Consider the following 22,019-nt stretch of genomic DNA (forward strand, 5'->3'; position numbering starts at 1 on the left):
AGCCTTTTTCTCAATACTTTTCTGTGTTTACTTAACTCATCCCAAATATAGAAATTATCAGTTACCGTATAACAATGAAAATATAGTATAAAAAAAGAGCGACCCAAATAGGTCGCTCCCACATATATATATATTATGTTTTTGATCTCGATTATTTCACGATAGTCAACTCGTCGATAATGTTTTGTGCACCACCTAATTTGTCGATGATGAATAATACATAACGAGCATCTACGTTGATAGTTCTTTGCAATTTAGGATCGAAAGCAATATCACCACTCATGGCTTCCCAGTTACCATCGAAAGCTAATCCGATTAAGTTACCATGAGCATCCATAATTGGACTTCCTGAGTTACCACCTGTAATGTCATTATTACTTAAGAAAGCAACTGGCATCTCACCTTTTTTATTGGCATAAGGACCAAAGTCTTTAGCTAAAATCAATTCTTTTAGTTTAGCTGGAACTACGAATTCAGGATTTGTAGGATCTTCTTTTTGAAGAATACCATCAGTAGTAGTATAATATTTGAACTCCTCAGCATCAGCTGGGCTATATCCACCTACAGTACCATAAGTTAAACGCATGGTGAAGTTAGCATCAGGATAATATTTTGTATTTGGATTTTGTTCTCTTAAACCAGCAACGAATAAACGGTTTGCTTTAGCCATTTTATCAGCAACAGGCATAGCCATTGGCTTGATAGACATATAAGTCTCAAAGAAACCATTCCAAATTTGAATAGCAGGGTCATTATTAATCGCATCAGCTGTAGGATTGTCTAATAGCGCTTCAACGCTTGCTGCATCAGCAAAATGTGTAGCTCTGAAAAGGTCACCAGCCCAAGCTATAAAGTTACCTTGGTATTTCTTAGCATTCTCAACAAGAACAGTAGGTTGTTGTTCTGGTGCAATATCCCAGAAGTATAACTTCATAGTTTCAGAGAATAACTTCTCGTCTAATGGCTTATAATAATCTTTGAAATGATCATCTTTTCCAGTTCTTAGCTTTTCGATAGCAGCATCTACTTTTTCTTGATCTACAGTATCAGCACTTAATAGTTTTCCTAATTTTTTAAAAGAGGCAGCATAACGTAATAGCTCAGAACCACTATAGAAAGCTTCTCTAAAATACCAGTTGCTTAAGTTGTAATCTCCTGATGCAGTGTAAGCCTCATCAAACATATTTACCACTTCACCATATTTAGCTTTACGATCTTCATTAGCATCAGCCCAAGCTTGGAAACTGTCTTCGATTCCTCTTTTCTCATCAGCAACTTTTAATTGCTTTAAAGCTTTAGTTTGACCTTGGAAATATTTCCAATAGTTAGCGGTGCGAGCAAATTTGGAAGAGTATTGTAAACGAACTTTTGGATCAGTGCTCATGAATTCTCTCATCACGTCTAACTTGGCTGTTCTGATCTTTACAACAGCAGGGTTGCTTTCGGTGATAGCTTGGTCGATACCATAAGAAGTTAAATATCTATCAGTAGAACCTGGGTTTCCCATGATGAAAGCGAAGTCACCTGGTTTTCTATCTTTAATAGAAACAGGAAGGTAATGCTTGCTTTTGTATGGAAGGTTATCTTTAGAATATTCAGCTGGCTTACCATCTTTTCCCATATAAACACGGAAAACAGAGAAGTCACCAGTATGGCGAGGCCACATCCAGTTATCAGTATCAGCACCATATTTACCAACGGCTTCTGGAGGAGTTCCTACCAAACGAACATCAGTAAATACTTCGTAAATCACTAAATAAAATTCATTACCTGCAAAGTAGCTTTCAACGATAGCTTTATAATGGTTATCTTTAGTAGCTTCTTCAATTAAAGCCTCCTCATTTTTAGCTAAAACTTCACTTCTTTGTCCTTCTGTCATGGTATCAGAAACACCATCTAACATTTTAGCAGTTACATCGTCCATACGAACTAAGAACTTCACAGTTAAACCCTCAATAGGAATTTCTTCGTCTTTGCTTTTCGACCAAAAACCATCAGTTAAATAATCGTGCTCAATAGTACTTACTTGTTGAATCGAACCATATCCACAGTGGTGGTTGGTGAAAATAAGACCTTCAGGAGAAACGATTTCACCAGTACATCCGCCACCGAAAATGATGATGGCATCTTTTAAGCTTGATTTATTAACGCTATAAACATCTTCGGCTGAAAGTTTAAAGCCTTGCTTTTTCATGTCCTTAATGTTCAACTGCTTGAGGAACATTGGAACCCACATACCCTCATCAGCTTTCAATGCAGGCTGCAATGCAAGAACAAGAGCAAAAGTTAAAATGATTAATTTTCTCATTATTATTTGATTTTATTAAAATTTCTAGGGCGCAAAGTAAACAATAATTTTGATAAAATCCACACTTTTAGTCCACTAAATGAGCTATTTAGAGCATTATTAACACAGATAATATGTACGCCTGTGAACACTTTTTTATAACTTTCTCATTTTATGATTCCTATAGCAGTATTTTTTAATGTCTTTTTATCAGAAGAATAAGTTTTTGTTTTTTAATTGTGAGGTGGATGTGGTGGGTTTGAGTGATTAAGGGGCGTTTTTATGAATATATGCCATCTCAATTGACTCCAAGGGAGTCAAATATACATGACCATGGGTTTTTAATATGAAATGCTGAGCTATAAGTCGGCATTAAGATAATTCTCCGAATTAAAATGATCTGGCCGACTTGAGGAAAATGGGGGGATTCAATTACCACGGGTTAAAACCATGTGGTAATTTTAATAGAAGCCTTGGTTAATTGTCTTGAATATCTCTTGTATTCTATAATTTGAGATTTAATTATTGCCAATTTAGAAGAAACAAAATTCTGATATTTATTATCTGAAAGTCAAAAGATTCAGCTTATGTAAAATACGAATATTCAGAATTATATCAGGCTATAAGTTAAAAAAATGAGCTGAGTAGAAATTATCCGTTATCCCAATGAACTCTAAAAGAGTCAAATATAATTCACCATGGGTTTTTAACCCGTGGTAAATATATGCACGAGGATTATAGCGGCCGTCTGGAAAACCTAAGGAATAAAACAAAAAGGCAAGGCGGCTGAGTGTGGACCTAAAAAAACGCCCTCCCAAAAAAATGCAAACAAAAAACTCAAAGCCCAATTAAATGCTCCAATTGCTTATCATTGCAAAATATTATGGCTGGAATTTATATACATATCCCCTTTTGCAAAAAGAAATGTCACTATTGTAATTTCTTTTCATTGGCAACCACTCGCTATCGTCCAGAGTTTCTGGAATCGCTATTGCTTGAAATTGAGCAGAGAAGAAACTATTTACCCTCCCCAAAAATAAATAGTATTTATCTTGGAGGAGGAACTCCTTCATTATATTCGGCTTCGGATTTAAACCGAATATTTGAAAAATTAGAGGAGGTTTTTGATATCAATTCTTCTGCTGAAATTACATTAGAGGCTAATCCCGATGATTTATCGGCTGAGTATTTAAAGTCATTAAAAAGCACAAGCATCAACCGGCTGAGTATTGGAGTGCAGAGCTTCTTCGATGAGGAGTTGATATCAGTAAATAGAGTTCACAGTGGACGAGAAGCCATTGAGAGTGTAAAACTGGCGCAAGACAATGGTTTCAATAACTTGAGCTTAGATTTGATTTATGGAATTCCGGCAAGTACCATAGAGTCTTGGGAGGAAAACCTTAATATACTCCAACAACTGCAGCCTACTCATCTCTCTGCTTACTCCTTGACTCAAGAGCCGCAAACAGCTTACGATGTATTGGTTAAAAAAGGCAAACTACAAGCTCCCAACGACGAAAAAGCCATTCAACAATACGAAATGCTTCAAAATTTCCTTCCTCAGGTTTCCATGGAGCAATATGAGATTTCTAATTATGCTAAAGATGGTAAATATGCCCAACATAATACCAGTTATTGGCAAGGTGTACCCTATATAGGCTTAGGTCCTTCGGCACATAGCTATAATGGAACAAGCCGCCGCTGGAATAAAGCCCACCTGAGCGATTATATCAAATCATCGGAAAACGAAGGCGTCTCTTTTGATGAAGAACAGTTAAGCCTAAGTAACCAATGGAACGAATGGGTGATGACTGGTTTAAGAACCAAATGGGGTGTCAATTTAGATGCTTCCCCAAAAGAATTCCCAAAAGAGTGGTATGACTTATTTCAACTCAAAGCACAAGGTATAATCCAGCAAGAATGGCTTCAAGAGCAATATGGTGTTTTTAAACTCACCAAAAAAGGCAAGTTCTTTGCTGATGGTATTGCTGCTGAATTTTTTGTGGAATAAAAAAAGCATGGTCTAATACCATGCTCATATTTTTAAATCTATTGTTGCGATTAGTATGGAAAATAGGCTTTCAAAACATTTAATCCAGAACGATAAAAATCCATTACCATTTGGTGTTGAATTTGTGATGATTGTACCTTCAAAATATCGTTCTGTGTTAAAACAGCACCATTCCATTTAGGAGTCATCCATTTCCCGGCAAGCAGTTCCTCAGGATTTTCTAGGTCTTCAATTTTCTCTTTCGACCAAAAGCTAAGGTAGAAATAAGGAACATCAATCATATCATCTGGAATAGCCAAACCAATACCAATATACTTCAATAGCTCGCCATCTTTTCCATATTCAATAGGAATTAATGCTCTTGTATCAAAATGATGAGGCCAAATTCTAATATCTACTTTCTGTCTCATTTGTTCTAAAACTTCTTTTAAAACTAATTCAGCATTATGTCTTAATATGACATTTTCCTCAAAGCCATCTATATCATCAAAGGTCACAAAAGCACCTCGATCTAAAGGATGTTCCTCCAGTTGATAATGCATCTCCATCTTCATATGATCCGCATTGATACCTACACCAAACAACATGGTTTTCATCCATTTGAATATTTTGGCTTTAGTTTTTCCTTCTAATGCAAATTTATTAAGAATTTCTGATTTGGAATTTAATATCATCATATCTAACTCAATGGCATCAATAGCTAAGAAGTGTCCATTGGATAAAGTCTTACCAATAAACCAGCTTCTGTCGGTATCAAAAATAATATTTGTATGACTGTCATCCGCCTTTTCTGTGGTGAGATATTTCCCAACCATGGCTAAAAACTGAATGACTTGATGTTGTATTACCAAACCCATTTTGGTGTGTTGCTCGTACTTAGAGCTAATGGCTTTCCATTGCATGCTTATCCCTTCTTAATTTTTTAATAAAAAATACTCTAGCTCATTCTCTTAGTAATCGTGGGAGTATTTTGTTCTGATGGTTGTTCTGCAAAAATAGGATTAATAAATGAATTAAGACAATACTTTCCTTTATTTTTCTATCTTAACACCTCTCCAAAAAGCAACATAGTTTTTTGTCTTATCGGCTAGTGATGATGGACTTGGGTAATACCATGCTGCATCTTTGTTCACTTCGCCGTTCACTATCACATCATAATAGGTTGCTGAGCCTTTCCAGTGGCATACAGTATGGTTTTTGCTATTCTTAAGAAACTCTGTATTTACAGATTCTCGAGGGAAATATTCATTTCCTTCTACATTAATTGTTTCATCACTTTCGGCGATTATTCTATCATTCCAAATTGCTTTCATAATTTTGTGTTTTTGAAGGTGCAAAATATTTGTGGTTTACAGAAATAAATTGCAACAGAATTGTTTAATGTAGTCGTTCTTAGACACTATAACTTACAATCTATATTAACAAAACATTAGGAGTGATTCAAATTATGAAATAATTGCTTTTCATTTTGAGGTGAAATTTAGCACCTATATATACCTATTTATCAATACTACACCATCAGTTATGTTTTTAAGCGTCTACTTCTATAGAGGAATCAAAAAAGAAATCATTCAATAAATTATAATATTCTTCAAAAAAAGCGATGTTTCAGAAATAGATTCTTAATAATCAAAGCCTTAAGAATTACACAACAGTTTTATTCATTTAATTCCCAAAGCGAGTTTAGGTAGTAATGGCGGCTATCGTAAAAGCTATGGCTTACTTTAAAACCTGAAGAATTTGCTAAATCATTAATCATGGCCTCATCGTATTTCTGGGATATTTCCATAAAAATACTTTCTCCTTTTTCGAAAGAAACTTGTTCTTCTAACTTTAATAGATAAACCATTTGTTTCTTTTGGCTAATCAAGAAACTTTTGGTAGCACCACTTTCTTCATCGTAGGTTTCTAGATGTTTGAAAGCTGAAATATCGAAATTAGCCTCTAATTCTCTATTCATTCTACTTAATAGATTCAGATTGAAAGCTGCAGTAAGGCCATGGGGATCGCTATAAGCATTGAGGATGATTTGAGGGTCTTTTTTTAAATCGAAACCAATAAAAAGCTGATCGTGATCCTTCATTTGTTCTCTCAATTTACTCAAGAAACTCACTGCCTTTCCTCTATTAAAATTACCAATATTACTACCTAGAAATAATAAAACCTTGGGAAGGTCCTGATGGTTAAGCTCCTCTAAAAGATGGAAATAATCTCCTATTAATCCTCTGGTTTTTAGTTTAGGGAATTCTTGTTCCAAATCCACTAATAATTGATTCACTGCAGATTCTGAAATATCGATGGGTGCATATTCAAAGTCTATTTCTTTGTTTAGAAAATGATTGAGGAGGATTTTGGTTTTTAATCCGTCTCCGGCACCGAGTTCAACGAGTTCAAAGCTGGACGTGTGGGAGGAGAAAGCCTGATAAATATCTTCCTTTTGTTTTTCGAAAATTTCTAATTCACAGTCGGTCAAATAGTATTCGGGCATGCGCATGATGTCTTGAAAGATTTTACTTCCCCAGTGATCGTAAAAATATTTAGAGGATAAATATTTTTTATCAGCAGATAATCCATCCAAACAATCTTTTGCAAATGCGTTTAGTATAAGTTGTTCCAAAGTATTAGTTTTTGTGGTTTCCATTTGTTTTCTCTTTAGCATTTAAAGAAAATTCACTAGTCTGGTATTCCTGTCTCAAAAGGGTTTTCAGGATCGTTACTCCACTCAAACCATCCTCCGTCAAATACCGAAACTCTTGGAAAACCCATCAGCCATGCATTATAAAAGGCTTCACTACCACGCCAACCAGTACCGCAATAAAAAGCCAGATGTTTATCACCTGTCACTTCTATTTCATCCCAAATGGCTTTGGTTTCATGAAATTCTCTAACTGTATGGTCTAGGTTTCTATAATTCTCCATATGGTAGGCATCGGTACCACAATTGCCAAAAATAGCCCCCGGGATTCTACCTTTTTTCTCAATATAATTATAGCCACTCACCTCACCGATATATTCTGGCCAACTTCTTGTACAAATAATGTCTGCATCTTTTGCTGCTATCATTTCTTTGGCTTGTGGAACATCAACAGCCAATTCTGGTTTAGATGGAATCTGAACCCCAAAATCATTCACTCTAACTTTAGCAACATCTTCTTTGCTAATTTCAAATCCAGCATCTCTCCACGATTGAAATCCTCCATTTAAAACCCGTACATCTTTTACTCCAGCATACATCATAATAAAGGCATTTCTAATGGCGCCAATGTGACCAGCAGCACTTCCAGGGAAATCATCATCATTGTCAGGATCCATGAATTTCCCATATAACACTACTGTGGTATTACTGGTGATACCATGCGCCTCCAAAGCTTCTTTTAATTCTTCAGGAGAACGTCGGTTCCAAGTCTCTGGTGCTTCTAAAGCCAGGGTGTCCAAATCTATGGCACCAGGGATATGGCCGCTTAAATAAGCATCACGGTTGCGATAATGGGAGTGACAAATCACGAATTTATCATTATGATAGTGTTCAGGTTTCTCGCCTTTAATTAAAGCTTGAACCCAGTCTGGATAAACCAAGTGATTGAAACGAGCCAAGCGATCCATTTCAAGCTCTTCATTTTTGACCCATTCGCTTAAAAAATGAGGGTAGATGGCCAGTTTTTCGTATCCTGCTTTTTTGAAGACCTGAGCCAGTTTTTTAGCTTCATCACTCGTATAACTATAAATCACTATTTCTTGATCGGGAAGTATACCTTTGGAACGAATAATCTCTATCCAGTCTAAGTATTTGGTCCAATTTAATGGTAAACACTTGGCCCTTCTAATATGACCTCCTCGTTTTTCTCCTTGTAGAGCCCAGCCATTATAGGCTTCTGTTGGCCGCGCATCAATAAGCCATCCTTTATTATTATCTATAAAGTCTTTTAATTCATTTGTGGAAATTTCTCTGATGTTCATACTTTAATTTTTGGTAGATGTTAAAATTAGGAATTTATCTTGAGTATTGGGGGTATAAGGAGTTTTTTAATAAATCAAAGTTTAATAGTTTTTGTTTTCGGGCAGGGATGTCATCGCTTCAAGAGATGACATCCCTGCCTTTGGCGCACTTCGCGATTTCCTTTGCGTTTTCTTTGCGTGGAATGACGTATTGCATAACTGAAGGAGAAAACGTTTAATTTGTTTAGCCTAGAATCAATTCATTTTTTCCAATTCAGTAACTCCTTGTTTTCCTAGTTCAACGAGTTCTTCTGGACTATGAAACCCTTGCGATAGGAGGATTGCTTCACCTTCTGTGTTAAGAATATATAAGGAAGGATAAGCATCAACTTGAAGCTGACGAGCAATATTAATTCCCTCTCCTTTTTCTGCATCTAAGGTCACATTGATATAGTTTTTATTGAAATATTCTCCAGCTTTTGCATCAGGAAAGGTTCGGTGTTTTAATGCTTTACAAGGTCCACACCAAGAGGCATAAACATCGAGGAAGATAGGTTTGTTTTCTTCTTTTGCTAATTGTAGAATTTCTTCCCAGGAGTCTTCATTAAATTGAATTCCTTTGTCGGGGTTTGTTTCTTGTGCAAAGACGATGGTAGAAAACACCATTAATAATAAGGTGAATATGCTTTTGGTTTTAAGTCGGAAACGACTGCTGATATTTGTTTTCATCATTATAGTTTTTGAAGGTTTTCTATTATTTCTTTTACTGAAGAGCGAGATTTATAATTGGGGTCGAATTGTCGCCAAATAATTTCACCGTCTTTATTGATGATGAAGGTAGCGGGGATGGGTAGATTTTGAGCATCACTGCTATGTGATTTTTTAATTTTAGCACCCAAAGCTATATTATAAGTCATTAATTGGCTGCTCTTTGGTTTGTAATTGACATCGAAAGCGGTGGCGATTCGATAATTCTCATCGTAGAGGAGGGTGAATTGTGCACCAGATTTCTCCGACATTTTTTCTAAATACTCTGGTTTTTCTGGTGATATAGCAATGATGCTTGCTTCTGTTGCTTCTATCATCTGAAGACTATCCTGAAGAGTTGCCAAATGAGTATTACATACCGGGCACCAAAAGCCACGATAGAATACTAAAACCACTGGGCCATATTGTAATGCTTCTTTTAAGATAATGGTTTCATTATTGGCATTTAAAGCAGAAAAGTTTGGAGCCATTTCACCTATAGCTAATCCCTTGGCCTCCTCAACTGATTTTGTGGTTTGGCCTTGAGATATATTAAAGCTGATTATAATTAATATGATAGCGACGATTGTTTTCATTTCGTTTGTTTCTTTATTAGTAGTTTGAGTTTTGAATCCTTACAAATGCATCTTAGTTTTAAGAAATAATTACATTTGTACAAATAATAGAAACAATTGAAGATTAAACGGCACATACTCATTATTTCATTCTTACTGCTTGGGACATCCATTTCTATTGCTCAGAGTCAAAGTGTATGCGATAGCTTAAAACAAACTAGTTTACAGTACTTATCTCCTCAAGAAAAGTTAAATAGCCTATTTCATATCATCGACAGTCTCTACACCAGTAATCCAGAATTATGTTTGGGTTATGGTGAATGTGCTCTTGAATTAGCGGTGAAGAATAATGATGAAAAAGGCAAATTAGGAGCCATGAATAAGCTGGCACATATCTATTGGCAGCAGTCGGATTTTAAATTGGCTTTGTATTATGCTAATCAAGTAAAAATAGAGTCAAATAAGCTTGGATTGAAAAAGGAATATGCCGATGCCTTAATAGTAATCAGCCAGACATACTCTGATCTTGGCGATTATGATAAAAGTTCTGAAATGAGTTTTGAAGCCTTGAAGCTTTTCGAAGAATTAGAAGATAAAAAAGGAATTAGTAAAGCTTTATATCGCGTTGGGAATATTTATTTTGAACAAGAAAAGTGGCAGAAGTCATTGGAATATAATCAACAATCATTAGATATTTCTCGTGAGATAAACGATATCATTGGTATTGCTAGAGGATTGAATAATGTGGCAGCAGATTATGGGAATATGGGTGAGTTCGATAATTTTGAAGATTACATTCGTAAAGCCATTGTCATTAATAAAAAATCAGGAAGAAAGCTTTGGGAAGGAATAAATTACCTTAACCTAGCTATTACTAACCGAGAGAAAGAATCCTATGACACTGCATTCTATTATTATAACAAGGCAGAGGCTCTTTTTGTTGAAATCAATCATGTTCCAAAGCGATGTGCCATTAACACTCAATATTCTAAATATTATGAGGAACTTGAAGACCTAGATAAAAGTTTGGTTTTTGCTAAAAAGGCCTATCAACTTGGCAAGGAAAACCACTTAAAAAAGTCCATTTATGTATCGGCCATGCGATTGCACTATGTTTATAAAGGCCTAGGGAATATAGATAGTGCTTATAAGTATAGCCAGATTCAGTATCAGTTGAAAGATAGTCTGGATTTGGAAAAAAGCATGAACCGCCTATTACAGTTGGAATTACTTTCTGAATTTGAAAAGCAAGAACAGCTGCGAGAAATTGAAAGGGAAAGAATCCAATTTCAATATATCATTACAGCTGTTATAATCGTATCGTTCTTTGTTTTTATCATTCTCATTTTGGTGGCTCGCCATCGCTTAAAAGCCAAAAACGCCATTATAAAAAGGAAAGAGTTAGAAGGTAAACTGGAATCGAAAAACAAAGAGTTAACCTCTAATGTGATGGGCCTGATGCGCAAGAATGAAGTCTTATCAGAACTGGCCACTAAGTTGATGAAGGTGAGAGACGATGCTGTAAAAGATGATACTAAGCTAGCCATTCAAAGAATTGCAAGTGAATTAGAACAATCCACGAATAAAGAAATTTGGGAAGAATTTGAAGTTCGCTTCCAACAAGTTCATACTAGTTTCTACGAAAACTTATTGCAAGAATTTCCCGAGTTGAGTTCTAGTGAACAACGTTTGTGTGCCTTCCTCCGACTCAATATGACCACCAAAGAAATATCAGAATTAACCGGACAAAGAACCTCCTCACTTGAGATAGCACGTTCTCGTCTACGCAAAAAACTAGGAATTACCAATACCAAAGAGAACCTTTCTTCATTTCTCTCTAAGTTTTAAATTTAGCCTCTTCTGTTTTTTTATTCTATAGTTAATCAAATAGTTATTGTTTTTGTTAAGGATTTGTATAGGTCACATTCACATCCATCTAAGGATTTGTATAGGTTGTTTTTTTGTCTTTTGTCCTTCTGAACTTCATCTTTGCTTCGAAAAAATATTGCCGATGGAAAAAGATGAAAATGTCTTAAAACAAGAGAATTCCGATGAATTAAAACTTTTCATTGAGAAAAAGAAAAATCAAAATGAAGTCTTGAAAAAGATGATGGAACAATTGCAAATTCTAAAGCCATCAAATAACAAAAACAACAATAAAAAATAATTCACTATGAAAAAATTTACTTTACACTTGTTACAAACGACTTTAGCACTTTTTATAAGCCTTGGTTTATTCGCTCAAAGCAATAAAAATGTAAATGATGAAGTTCCATTAATACCGCTTTTTGAACTATTTACTAGCTCTACTTGCCCTCCTTGTGCTTATGCCAACCCTATTTTCGATGCCCTCTTAGAAGATAACCCTGGTACATATAGTGTTATTAAGTATCAAACAAACTTTCCTGGAGCTGGAGACCCATATTATACTGCGGAAGTTGGAGCTAGAACATCCTATTATGGTGTCTCATCTGTTCCTTCTTTGTATGTAAATTCAGATCAAATGCATCCAAATGAGTGTACTCAGGAAGTATATGATAGTTATCAGGGTCAAACTACTTATTTAGATATAGAAGTATCTACTGCAGAAATAGACCCTGATAATAATATCACAATAGCAGTTGATTTAAATGCTCTTGCCGACTATCCTGCAGGTCTTAAAGCACAAGTTGTTGTAGTTGAAGGTAGAACATTTGAAAATACAGGAAGCAATGGTGAGTTAGAATTTACACATGTAATGATGAAAATGTTTCCTGATGCCTCTGGTACTACTCTGCCTGCATTAAGCAATGGCGATACCGAAACTTTAAATTTTTCTTATGATATGAGTTCTACTAATATGGAAACTCAAAACGACTTACACGTGATTGTATTTGTTCAGGACGACAGCGATAAAAGTTTGGTTCAATCAAAACAAGTTCCAGTAGTGAGTAGTATGACAGATTATACTATTACAATAAATGTAGTAGATGCCAATAATACTCCAGTTGAAGGTGCCGAACTATTTTTAGAATATGGTGGGGTGAAATTTACTGATGCTTCAGGTCAGATTATGTACGAAGCTGTTTTACCTGGTTCTTATGATTATGAAATTGTTGCATCTGGTCTTATTCCAGCTGAAGGAACTATTGATGTAGTTGATCAAGACGTTATAGAAGTTATAATTATGGCTGATCCGGGTTATTACTACTATGAAGATTTCACAACCGATATCCCTGATAGTTATACTGTTATCAATGAAACGGGTGGTAATTATATTTATCATTATGATGGTAGAATTCTCTTTTTTAGACAAAGTGATGATTTATCACCAATGATTATGGCAACTGAACAGATTAACATTACCCCTGGAGAAAAGATATTTTTTGATATAGGTGAAGATAGTGGTTTTCCAATGGAAATGGTTTTTGGAATCATGTCGGATCCAACAGATCCAGAATCATTTGTTGATATTATGACTATTATTCCAACAACAGAATGGGAGACATATGAACTTCTATTGGAGGATCTCCCAACAGAAGACACAGATATTTTCTTTGCATGGAAACATAACTCCTTAGAGGGTAACTGTAGCTTTGATAATATTAAAATCAATTATAAAGAGGGAACAGAAACTTATGAAGTAGCGTTTAATGTTATTGATCAGGAATCAAACGCTATTGAAGGTGCTGAGGTAAATTTAGAGTCTTATGGAATATTAACTACTGATGACTTGGGCTTTATCAATTATCAAGATGTGACACCTGGTATTTACGAGTTTACTACTACAAAAGATGGTTACGAGTCAGCTAGTGGATCGATTACTGTTATTGATGATGATATATTCGAAGTTGTAGAAATGACGGCTTTTGTTTCTCATTATAGCATAAGCTATACAGTATTAGATGGTTCCATACCCCTTGGAGGAGCTGAAATCACCATCGATGGAGAAACACAAACCACAAATGCTTCAGGCCAAACCACATTTGAAAATTACGAGGATGGTACCTATGATTACTCAATAAGTTTAAATGGCTTTGAAGCCTTTGATGACCAAGTTATAGTTGATGGAGAAGATGTAGACATAGAAGTGAATTTAGTAATTGATGGGCTTGTAAATATGAATAATCAAAAACTATTGCTATATCCAAATCCTAGCTCTGATTTTATGAATATAAAACTTGACAAAGAAATTCGGTCTATTGCACTATATGATATGACTGGTGAGCTATTGAATACTTTCCAAGTCGGAACAGAAGAGTTTAAATTGGATGTTTCTAAGTATAGAAAAGGAATTTATTTATTGATACTAAATACAAATGAGATTGTCATCACTAAAAAGGTGATAATTGAGTAGGTTAATTTCATGATGGATGGAGAGCTAGCTCGGTAAAAGGGCTGGCTTTCCTTTTTTATGGAGGCCCTATTTTTTAAAGAAATTCACTACAAAAATAATAATTACTGCGCCTGCCGTTGCAGCAATTAATGTTCCTAACAAACCATTTCCAAAATTAATTCCGATCAAGGAAAAACCCCAACTTCCTAATAGTGAACCAGCAATTCCAAGGATTAGATTGATGATCCATCCAAAGCCAGTTCCTTTTACTAAATATCCCGCAATAAAACCGGCAAATAGGCCAATAATAATAACTCCGATAATACTCATAATTGTTCTTTTGGTTAAATAAAGAACTAAAGATAAGAAAAATACAGATGAAATTGCAATAGCTTATTGGGTTATAATGAGGATTTTCCCCGAAGAAATAGTTTTGTCATCTACCCTAAATTGAGAATAATAAATACCATCAAGTTTATTTTGAGGATGCCAAATAATAGAGTTTGTGTTCTCAGGAATCATTATTTTCTCTAAAAGAATCCCACTAGAATTAAAGATACTGATTTCGCCATTAGTACTTTGAGCAGGGAAAGTAAAAACAGTAGATTGAGTAATGGGGTTGGGGGCATTTTTTAGCCTTATATTGGTGCTGCCGAGATTGAAAATTCCTTGAGCTTCAGCTTTGATCCTAATTCCTACGGGTCGATGATCGCTCACCTTGTTTTCATACTCGTTAAATCCACCATAAAAATGATCATCTAATCTGATAACCTCACAAGAAGAACCATCTTGTTCCACCTGTTCAAACAATTCGTTGGTCAACAAGATATGATCTAAATGCGATGGCCAATCAGGATAAGACCATCCAGAACTACTGCTTTCAGCTATTCTCATATCGGCAAAACTATATTTGCTAGGTTTAGAAAGGAAAGTGGTGAATACATTATCTTGGGATCTATCTGTGATTTCATCGTTCATATCCCCCAATACTATCACCTTATCATTGCTTAAATTGCCTTCAATATAATCATCTAATAGATTACAAGCTCTAAGCCTTCTGGCTTCTTCATCACCTGTATCATAGGGATCTAAATTGCCATCTCCACAACATTTCAGATGATTATTGATGATATAATAAATCTCATTTCTGAACTTTATTTTTACAATCAAAGGAGAACGAGGAAAGGGACTCCAGTAATTAGAGGAAGTATAAATCTCATACCTATCCATCACTTGAACCTCCGATTTTTTAAAGAGGTAAGCCAAGCTCTGGTAATCATCATTTAAATAATAGCCATCATAATCAGCAAGTTGATTTATTAATTGCTGAAAAGAAGTTTTACTATCTACTTCCTGGACTGCAATAATTTCAGCATCCAATGCATCAACAATTCCCTTTACATTATTAATGGTAGTTTGCCCTTCTTTGGGAAACCATTCTATATTCCAACTCACTATATCTAAAGTATTGTCGGTCCCAAAATGTAAATCAGGAAAACTTTGAGTAAAGGCTTTATTGCTAAATATAAGTACGGCTAATACTAGTATGATGTATCTGTGTTTTTTCATAGCCTGTAAATGTCGGTAAAATATCTATTCCTTTTTATTGATCTGTTCTCGGCCTCAGAATCGAGTATTCTTCAGGGATAAATATGGTATGGCATCGTTACACTATTTGGAAAAAATCATTAAGCATTATAGAACAAGTGCCCTTTTCTTAACCATAAAATCGAAGGAATATGGTAACAGTGCAAAAAAAAGACCCGGATATCAGAGTCTCTTTTGCAAGATATATTGGCCGTTTATTTCAAGATTAATTTTGAAGTTCGGCCATAATTACCCTGGGATACAATACGATATAAATATACGCCTCGAGGAAGACTTCCTAGGTTTAGTTTTAAGCTAGATTCCCCTTTTAATTCCTGAACAAAAGATAATTCACCTAGTGCATTATAAACCTCAACGGATCCTTGCTCTAAATTCAACTGGGCTACATCAACATAAACTATATCTTGTGCTGGATTTGGGTAAACATCTACAGCTAAATCAGAATTAACTTCACCAATAGACGTTGTCGTACCATCATAAGTAAAGGTAACTGAAATGGTATCATTAAGATTATCAATATTAAAAAAGGTATAGCGAAGAACAGCATTTCCATAAACACCATTAGCCTGATAATGTGCCGAAAAAACTCCTGCATTACCAATCATTTCGCCTGCGGCAATAGGCCATGAGTTAGGTGTTTCCATAGTTCCTGGTGCAAAGCAACTTCCTAAACCACAGAAATAATTAGTAGATCCTTCAGGAACGGAAACCTCCTCTAATCTAATTTTAATTTCAATATCATTAGCTGAGATATTTTTAGCAAATAATTCTGGAGATACTGTTTCCCAATCAACAGGGTCTACAAGTATCACATGATTCTGACCATTTACAAATTCGTTATTATCATGATCAAATAATTGCAAACTCCCTTGTCCTAACAAAAAAGAGGCTTGTAGTAATAATACAAAAAAAAGTAGGTTTCTTTTCATAGGTATTTTTTTAAAAATTTAAATATTCATTAATTAAGCCTCAAAATTACATAAAAGTTTATTACATATTACAATTGAAGCATAAATTATTCGTAAAGTTAATATGACTTATTAAATTAATTATATAAGTTAGGATTACTAGATCAATAATAGCACATTAGATATCATTTTGTAATGTATCTGTGACTTAACACCAACTTGTATTTTATTTCCTGATTCGCAAGGTTAATAAGCTATAAATAGTAGTGAGATATCTATCCCGTTATACTGATTTGGATTAAGCGTTCAATATCGAGGATCTCAATGTGCTTATCCTGAACTTTCAATATGCCTTCTCTATTGAATTTGGATAGCGTATTGATAACACTCTCTTTGGAATAACCAAGCATTTTAGCTAGCTCTATCCTATTAACGGGTAAAGAAAAAGAGGTAGATTGATAAACCTGACTGAAATCATTGAGGATGATAGATAGAGCGCCATCAATATTCTTATGATTAAATCTTGTGATATGATGTACCAAGCGGTTGGTGATGGCAGAGGTGTGGCGAATGAGTTGACAAGCAAAGCTTCCATTATTCTGTACAAATTTTTCAAAGAGTTTGATATCGAAAATACTGATTTTTGTCTTTTCTAAGGCCATGGCCGAAAACTCAAAATTATGACTGGCAAAAGTACAGATAATTCCAACGAAGGACTGTGCTTGAATTAATCCAACAGTGGAGGTATGGCTGTCATTAACCACATCTAATTTGGCTAAACCTTCCTCTAAAAACATAATATTACTGGCCACAAAGCCTTTTTTGATGATGGTTTCTCCTGCTTCAAATTCGATAGTGACTTTACTATTAAAAAGCTCCTCCTTTTCTTCTTGACTTAAAGCCTCAAAGCAATTTTTGGCACTAACAGCTTGCTCAACTGGTTTCGAAATGGTATTAAATAGTTCGTCTAACATGGCGTTTGTGATTTAGATCATCATTGCATTAAATGATGAATGATGCAAAATTACATGATTTATCATGAAATCTTATGAATCATTTTATAATTTGAACTATCGCCTAAAAAATACCTTTGTGATTTAAATAACAACTAAAAAATATTAAAATGGCAGATTTAAAATTTAGAGTAAAAGCACATAGCGAAAACCCTACAAAAACCATAGTAAAGGCAAGAGGATTTGAAATTATTGTAGATGAACCTGAAGATTTAGGTGGCACTAATGCCGCAGCAAACCCAGTAGAATATGTTTTAGCAGCTTATGCAGGTTGCTTAAATGTAATGGCTCATGTGTGTGCTCAGGAATTGAATATTGCATTGAAAGGAATTAAAATAGACATTGTGGGTACCTTAAATCCAGATCGTTTATTTGGAAAATCATTTGAGGAAAGAGCAGGTTATAAGGAGATCAAAGTTACTTTAAAACCAGATTGTGAAGCTAGTGATGAGATTATTGAGAAATGGAAATTAGCCATTCTCGATCGCTGCCCAGTTGGCGATAATCTTAAAAACACCACTGAGATTGTGGTTGCGGTGAAGTAATACAAACTAATTATATATTGCGGAAGTTTGGCTAATGGGCTGGACTTCCTTTTTTTATTGAACCCGTTGATAAGGAAATTTCATTTCTTGCTGTTTTCCAGCATCTTCAATCACCACGTAGATATTGATTTCATCTTTGCTGATTCTTTCCAAGGTAAAGCCTTCGAAAAACACTTTATTGGGAGTCACTTTCACCAATTTAAAATCGTGGGTTTCGTCTTTCTCTTCCCATCCTTTTAGGTCTCCATGGAAGTGTTTTAGTCTTAAAATCAGGCTTTCTTCTTCTTCCGTGATGACCATGATCTCGTAAAAGCTAACCTGCTCGTCTACTAATAGCTTAAAAGAACCCATCATTGAATTGCCCTTTGGAGGTGTCCATAATTCTTCGGTAATGCCTCCGAAAGCTTCTCCCTGCCAATGTCCAGCTAACCATTTCACCACTTCCAAATTAGCCTTAGGTGAGGTTTCACCATCCTCTAAAAACGTAGTATTAGGGAATTCACTTTGTGACATTAATGTACTTGAGAAAGCTATAAATAGGATTCCTATAACAAATATTGATTTTTTCATAAGACGGGGTTTAAAAAAGGCTGTCCAAAACTAATGATCTCACATTAATGGGACAGCCCTCAAATACAATTATTTAAACCGAAGCTTTGAAGCTTTTTGCTGCTTCAACAAGCTTTGGTAATACTTCTTTTAAATCGCCAATAATACCATAGTCAGCAGCACCAAAAATTGGAGCTTCTGCATCGGTATTTATTGCTACGATTACTTTGGACGAGCTCACACCAGCTAAATGTTGGATGGCTCCAGAAATACCAAAAGCAAAGTATAAATTTGGAGCAATTACTTTTCCGGTTTGTCCCACATGCTCTTCATGTCCACGCCAGCCCTCATCAGAAACCGGTCTAGAACAAGCTGTGGCCGCACCCAAAACTTGGGCTAATTCTTCAACAGGTCCCCAGTTTTCTGGAGCTTTCATTCCTCTACCTGCAGAAACCACAATATCTGCATCGCTCAATAGTAATTTGTCTGTTACTTTATCCACGGACATCAATTCTGTTTTAAGCTCTTCGGCGCCTATGCCTGCATCAAATACTTCATGAGCAAAAGGAAGTTCATTTTCCATCAGCATAAAAGAGTTTTGCGCTAAAGTGATAACTTTATTTCGGGTATTTACTTGTTGTACTCCCTGTGCTTTTCCGCTAAACACATTCTTTTGAACTTGGAAAGGCTCTATAGATAAAGGAAGAGCAGTAGCTCCACTTACTAATCCAGCCTTTAGTCTAACAGCTACTCTTGGTGCTATTCCTTTACCCGTATTATTATTGGCCATCACTATAATTTTGCAGTCTTGAGTTTGAGCTGCAGCAGAAATAGTTTTAGAATAAACAGCATTATCTAGGCTTTTATAAATATCGCCTTTTGCACTTAATATTTTGGATGCTCCGTATTTGGAGAGTTCTTGTAATTCGGTTTCACTTACATCACCAATGGAGAGCACTGTGACATCCCCTCCTGTTTTTTCAGCCATAGCTTTGGCATAAGAAACCAATTCAAAAGAAGACTTCTTAAACTTTCCATCCCAATTTTCTAAATAAACTAATATTGACATTTTCTTCTTTTTTAGGTTTATAATACTTTGGCTTCTTCATGTAATAATCTGAATAAGTCAGCTATATTCTCACTATCCAGCATTTTTACTGGAGGTTTAGCAGGTGGCAATTCAAAGGAAATAAACTCAGAATTTAAATCTGAAGCAATTTCGGGAACCACTACTAAAGGCTTTTTACGAGCCATCATGATTCCACGCATGGCTGGTATTCTTGGGTCAAGAGCAATTCCTTTTTGTACCACAGCAACTACTGGCAACGCTATTTTTAAAGTTTCAGAACCGCCATCAACTGCTCTTTTCATTATTAAATCATCACCTTCTAATTCGATATTAGATACCGAAGAAACAGAAGGAATTTCTAAAAATTCAGCCAGCATTCCACCCACAGCTGATCCGTTATAATCAGCAGAATCAATTCCTGCCAAAATGAGGTCGTAATTATTTTCTTTAAGGTAAGCTGCAATTTGAGCTGCCACTTGAAAGTCATCACTAGGTAGACTATCTATTCTCACCGCGTCGTCGGCACCAACAGCTAGAGCTTTCCTTAAGGTAGGCTCCACCATTTTGTCACCAACGGTGATAACGCTAATCTTTTCAATCATTCCACCAGATTTTTCTTTTAATTCCAAAGCTCTGGTTAAGGCTAGTTCGTCCCAAGGGTTAATCACCCATTGAACGCCATTCATATCCACCGCTTTTTGATCACCACTGAGCTTAATCTTAGTAGTAGTATCGGGGACATTGCTAATACAAACTAATATCTTCATTATATTTAGGTTTAATAGTATTTAATTTTATCTCTATTTATTTTAAACGAGGTATTTGGGGTTTGTAGACTGAAGCTCGGAGCATGAAGTGAATTTCATACTCGTTCTAAAGCCTGAATTTCATTACAAACTTTCTTCATTACCTCTTTACCCTTTGCTCAAAACTCTTTGCCCTTTCATATTCAAAATTTCACGCAAAGAAAATGCAAAGATGAATCGCGAAGAACGCATAAGAAATTAAAGTATGAAGCTTATTCGAATGTCAAATTGAACTTTAAATATATGAACTTTGAACCAAAAATCGAACTTCTAACTCTTTGCTTCCGATTTCCCTTTATATTTCCAACTTCGTACTTCCATCTTCCCTCTATGCTCTTCCCTCATCTTATTTAATCAGGCTGCGAGAAATCACTATCTTTTGAACTTCAGAAGTGCCTTCGTATATCTGAGTTAGTTTGGCTTCACGCATTAATCTTTCCACATGGTATTCTCTCACATAACCATAACCACCATGAATCTGAACAGCTTCTGTAGTTACTTCCATGGCTATATCGGCTGCGTATTGCTTGGCCATGGCTGAAGCCACACCGTAAGGCTGGTCATTATCTTTTAGCCAAGCTGCTTTTAGGCAAAGGTTTCTGGCATTTTCAATTTTTACTGCCATATCAGACAGCTTAAAAGCCACCGATTGGTGATTGAAGATCTCTGTTCCAAATGCTTTTCTTTCTTGAGAATACTGTAATGCTCTTTCAAAGGCTCCACTTGCTATTCCTAGGGCTTGTGAGGCAATTCCAATACGTCCGCCTTCTAAAGTTTTCATGGCAAATTTGAATCCGAAGCCATCCTCACCTATTCTGTTTTCCTTGGGAACTTTCACATCGTTAAACATCACCGAGTGTGTATCACTACTGCGCATTCCCATCTTATTTTCATGAGGGCCTAAGGTGATTCCAGGACTGTCTTTCTCCACTATAAAGGCATTGATTCCTTTATGTCCTTTTTCAGGATGTGTATGCGCAATCACGATATAGGTAGATGCGGAGTTGGCATTGGTAATCCAGTTTTTGGTACCATTCAATAGATAATGGTCACCCATATCTTTGGCGGAGGTTCTTTGCATAGTAGCATCGGAGCCAGCCTCAGGTTCTGAAAGTAAAAAGGCGCCAATCTTTTCACCAGTAGCTAAAGGGCGCAGATATTTATTCCTTTGCTCATCATTACCATATTTTTCCAGCCCATAACATACTAATGAATTATTTACAGACATCACCACTGAAACGGAGGAGTCTATCTTAGATATTTCTTCCATGGCCAAAACATAGGAAATGGTATCCATTCCACCTCCATCCCATTCTTCGCCTACCAGCATTCCAAGGAAGCCGAGTTCAGCCAAGTTTTTGATATGTTCTGTAGGGTAAATGGCTTTTTCATCTCTTTCAATAACGTCTTTAATTAACTCACGCTGAGCATAATCTCTAGCGGCCTGCTGAATCATTATTTGCTCTTCAGTAAATTCAAAATTCATGATATGTTTTTTTAGGTTTTTACTTTTATTTGGTTGAATAGGTAAAGGTTTTCTTATTTGGACAGCTAAGTTACAAAATTATACTATGCTTGCATAATATTATAATTTTTTTATCATTTCTATTCGGGTAGAAATTAGAGGATTGAAAGGAAAATTGGGAATGT

20 protein-coding genes are annotated in these 22,019 nt (G+C 35.5%); 5 read left to right on the forward strand and 15 right to left on the reverse strand.

The window, feature by feature from the left end; genetic code table 11:
• Positions 1-151: 151 nt before the first annotated feature.
• Positions 152-2,308 carry a S46 family peptidase gene (locus HNS40_RS00885; protein WP_172276247.1) on the reverse strand — a complete coding sequence of 719 codons (2,157 nt, stop codon included), beginning with the start codon at positions 2,306-2,308 and terminating at the stop codon, positions 152-154.
• An 862-nt stretch (positions 2,309-3,170) separates the two neighbouring features.
• Here HNS40_RS00885 and hemW point away from each other — a divergent pair.
• Complete coding sequence (gene hemW / locus HNS40_RS00890) at positions 3,171-4,298, forward strand: radical SAM family heme chaperone HemW (RefSeq protein WP_172276249.1); 1,128 nt, start codon at positions 3,171-3,173, stop codon at positions 4,296-4,298.
• Positions 4,299-4,348: 50 nt separating this feature from the next.
• On the opposite strand, the gene HNS40_RS00895 is transcribed toward hemW, so the two are convergent.
• From HNS40_RS00895 to HNS40_RS00920, 6 genes are all read right to left on the reverse strand, one after another.
• Complete coding sequence (locus HNS40_RS00895) at positions 4,349-5,200, reverse strand: hypothetical protein (protein WP_172276251.1); 852 nt, start codon at positions 5,198-5,200, stop codon at positions 4,349-4,351.
• A gap of 129 nt (positions 5,201-5,329) precedes the next feature.
• Positions 5,330-5,611 (reverse strand): DUF427 domain-containing protein, encoded by a 282-nt coding sequence (locus HNS40_RS00900; RefSeq protein ID WP_172276253.1) that lies wholly within the window; start codon positions 5,609-5,611, stop codon positions 5,330-5,332.
• A gap of 344 nt (positions 5,612-5,955) precedes the next feature.
• The gene (locus tag HNS40_RS00905; protein WP_172276255.1) at positions 5,956-6,939 is read right to left on the reverse strand and encodes an L-histidine N(alpha)-methyltransferase; all 984 of its coding nucleotides are present in this window, start codon (positions 6,937-6,939) and stop codon (positions 5,956-5,958) included.
• A 32-nt stretch (positions 6,940-6,971) separates the two neighbouring features.
• The gene (locus tag HNS40_RS00910) at positions 6,972-8,255 is read right to left on the reverse strand and encodes a rhodanese-like domain-containing protein (protein WP_172276257.1); all 1,284 of its coding nucleotides are present in this window, start codon (positions 8,253-8,255) and stop codon (positions 6,972-6,974) included.
• 234 nt (positions 8,256-8,489) lie between these two features.
• Positions 8,490-8,963, reverse strand: coding sequence for a thioredoxin family protein (locus HNS40_RS00915; RefSeq protein ID WP_172276259.1), 474 nt, complete (start codon positions 8,961-8,963; stop codon positions 8,490-8,492).
• A gap of 2 nt (positions 8,964-8,965) precedes the next feature.
• Positions 8,966-9,577, reverse strand: a complete 612-nt coding sequence (locus HNS40_RS00920) for a peroxiredoxin-like family protein (RefSeq protein WP_172276261.1) — start codon at positions 9,575-9,577, stop codon at positions 8,966-8,968.
• A 96-nt stretch (positions 9,578-9,673) separates the two neighbouring features.
• Between HNS40_RS00920 and HNS40_RS00925 the strand changes: the two genes are divergently transcribed.
• The 3 genes from HNS40_RS00925 (at position 9,674) to HNS40_RS00935 (ending at position 13,892) form a co-directional block, all read left to right on the forward strand.
• Positions 9,674-11,404 carry a tetratricopeptide repeat protein gene (locus tag HNS40_RS00925; protein ID WP_172276282.1) on the forward strand — a complete coding sequence of 577 codons (1,731 nt, stop codon included), beginning with the start codon at positions 9,674-9,676 and terminating at the stop codon, positions 11,402-11,404.
• A 163-nt stretch (positions 11,405-11,567) separates the two neighbouring features.
• Positions 11,568-11,723: a hypothetical protein gene (locus HNS40_RS00930; protein ID WP_172276284.1), complete on the forward strand. Its 156-nt coding sequence runs from the start codon at positions 11,568-11,570 to the stop codon at positions 11,721-11,723.
• Between the two features lie 6 nt (positions 11,724-11,729).
• Positions 11,730-13,892, forward strand: coding sequence for an Omp28-related outer membrane protein (locus HNS40_RS00935; RefSeq protein ID WP_172276286.1), 2,163 nt, complete (start codon positions 11,730-11,732; stop codon positions 13,890-13,892).
• 66 nt (positions 13,893-13,958) lie between these two features.
• On the opposite strand, the gene HNS40_RS00940 is transcribed toward HNS40_RS00935, so the two are convergent.
• The 4 genes from HNS40_RS00940 to HNS40_RS00955 all read right to left on the reverse strand — a co-directional run bounded on the left by HNS40_RS00940 (position 13,959) and on the right by HNS40_RS00955 (position 17,361).
• Entirely contained in the window at positions 13,959-14,201 is a 243-nt protein-coding gene (locus HNS40_RS00940) for a GlsB/YeaQ/YmgE family stress response membrane protein (protein WP_172276288.1), read from the reverse strand.
• Between the two features lie 63 nt (positions 14,202-14,264).
• Positions 14,265-15,440 (reverse strand): endonuclease/exonuclease/phosphatase family protein, encoded by a 1,176-nt coding sequence (locus HNS40_RS00945; RefSeq protein WP_172276290.1) that lies wholly within the window; start codon positions 15,438-15,440, stop codon positions 14,265-14,267.
• A gap of 233 nt (positions 15,441-15,673) precedes the next feature.
• Complete coding sequence (locus HNS40_RS00950; protein ID WP_172276292.1) at positions 15,674-16,408, reverse strand: T9SS type A sorting domain-containing protein; 735 nt, start codon at positions 16,406-16,408, stop codon at positions 15,674-15,676.
• A gap of 254 nt (positions 16,409-16,662) precedes the next feature.
• Entirely contained in the window at positions 16,663-17,361 is a 699-nt protein-coding gene (locus tag HNS40_RS00955) for a Crp/Fnr family transcriptional regulator (protein WP_172276294.1), read from the reverse strand.
• Positions 17,362-17,510: 149 nt separating this feature from the next.
• Here HNS40_RS00955 and HNS40_RS00960 point away from each other — a divergent pair, with 149 nt between their 5' ends.
• Entirely contained in the window at positions 17,511-17,945 is a 435-nt protein-coding gene (locus tag HNS40_RS00960) for an OsmC family protein (protein ID WP_172276296.1), read from the forward strand.
• A 54-nt stretch (positions 17,946-17,999) separates the two neighbouring features.
• On the opposite strand, the gene HNS40_RS00965 is transcribed toward HNS40_RS00960, so the two are convergent.
• The 4 genes from HNS40_RS00965 to HNS40_RS00980 all read right to left on the reverse strand — a co-directional run bounded on the left by HNS40_RS00965 (position 18,000) and on the right by HNS40_RS00980 (position 21,855).
• Positions 18,000-18,515: a DUF6265 family protein gene (locus HNS40_RS00965; protein WP_172276298.1), complete on the reverse strand. Its 516-nt coding sequence runs from the start codon at positions 18,513-18,515 to the stop codon at positions 18,000-18,002.
• Positions 18,516-18,588: 73 nt separating this feature from the next.
• A complete protein-coding gene (locus HNS40_RS00970; protein WP_172276300.1) occupies positions 18,589-19,563 on the reverse strand; it encodes an electron transfer flavoprotein subunit alpha/FixB family protein in 975 nt (324 codons plus the stop codon).
• Between the two features lie 17 nt (positions 19,564-19,580).
• Positions 19,581-20,330 (reverse strand): electron transfer flavoprotein subunit beta/FixA family protein, encoded by a 750-nt coding sequence (locus tag HNS40_RS00975; protein ID WP_172276302.1) that lies wholly within the window; start codon positions 20,328-20,330, stop codon positions 19,581-19,583.
• A 385-nt stretch (positions 20,331-20,715) separates the two neighbouring features.
• Complete coding sequence (locus HNS40_RS00980) at positions 20,716-21,855, reverse strand: acyl-CoA dehydrogenase family protein (protein WP_172276304.1); 1,140 nt, start codon at positions 21,853-21,855, stop codon at positions 20,716-20,718.
• Between the last annotated feature and the right edge of the window lie 164 nt (positions 21,856-22,019).

Source organism: Lentimicrobium sp. S6 (assembly GCF_013166635.1).
Classification (GTDB): Bacteria; Bacteroidota; Bacteroidia; order Bacteroidales; family UBA12170; genus UBA12170.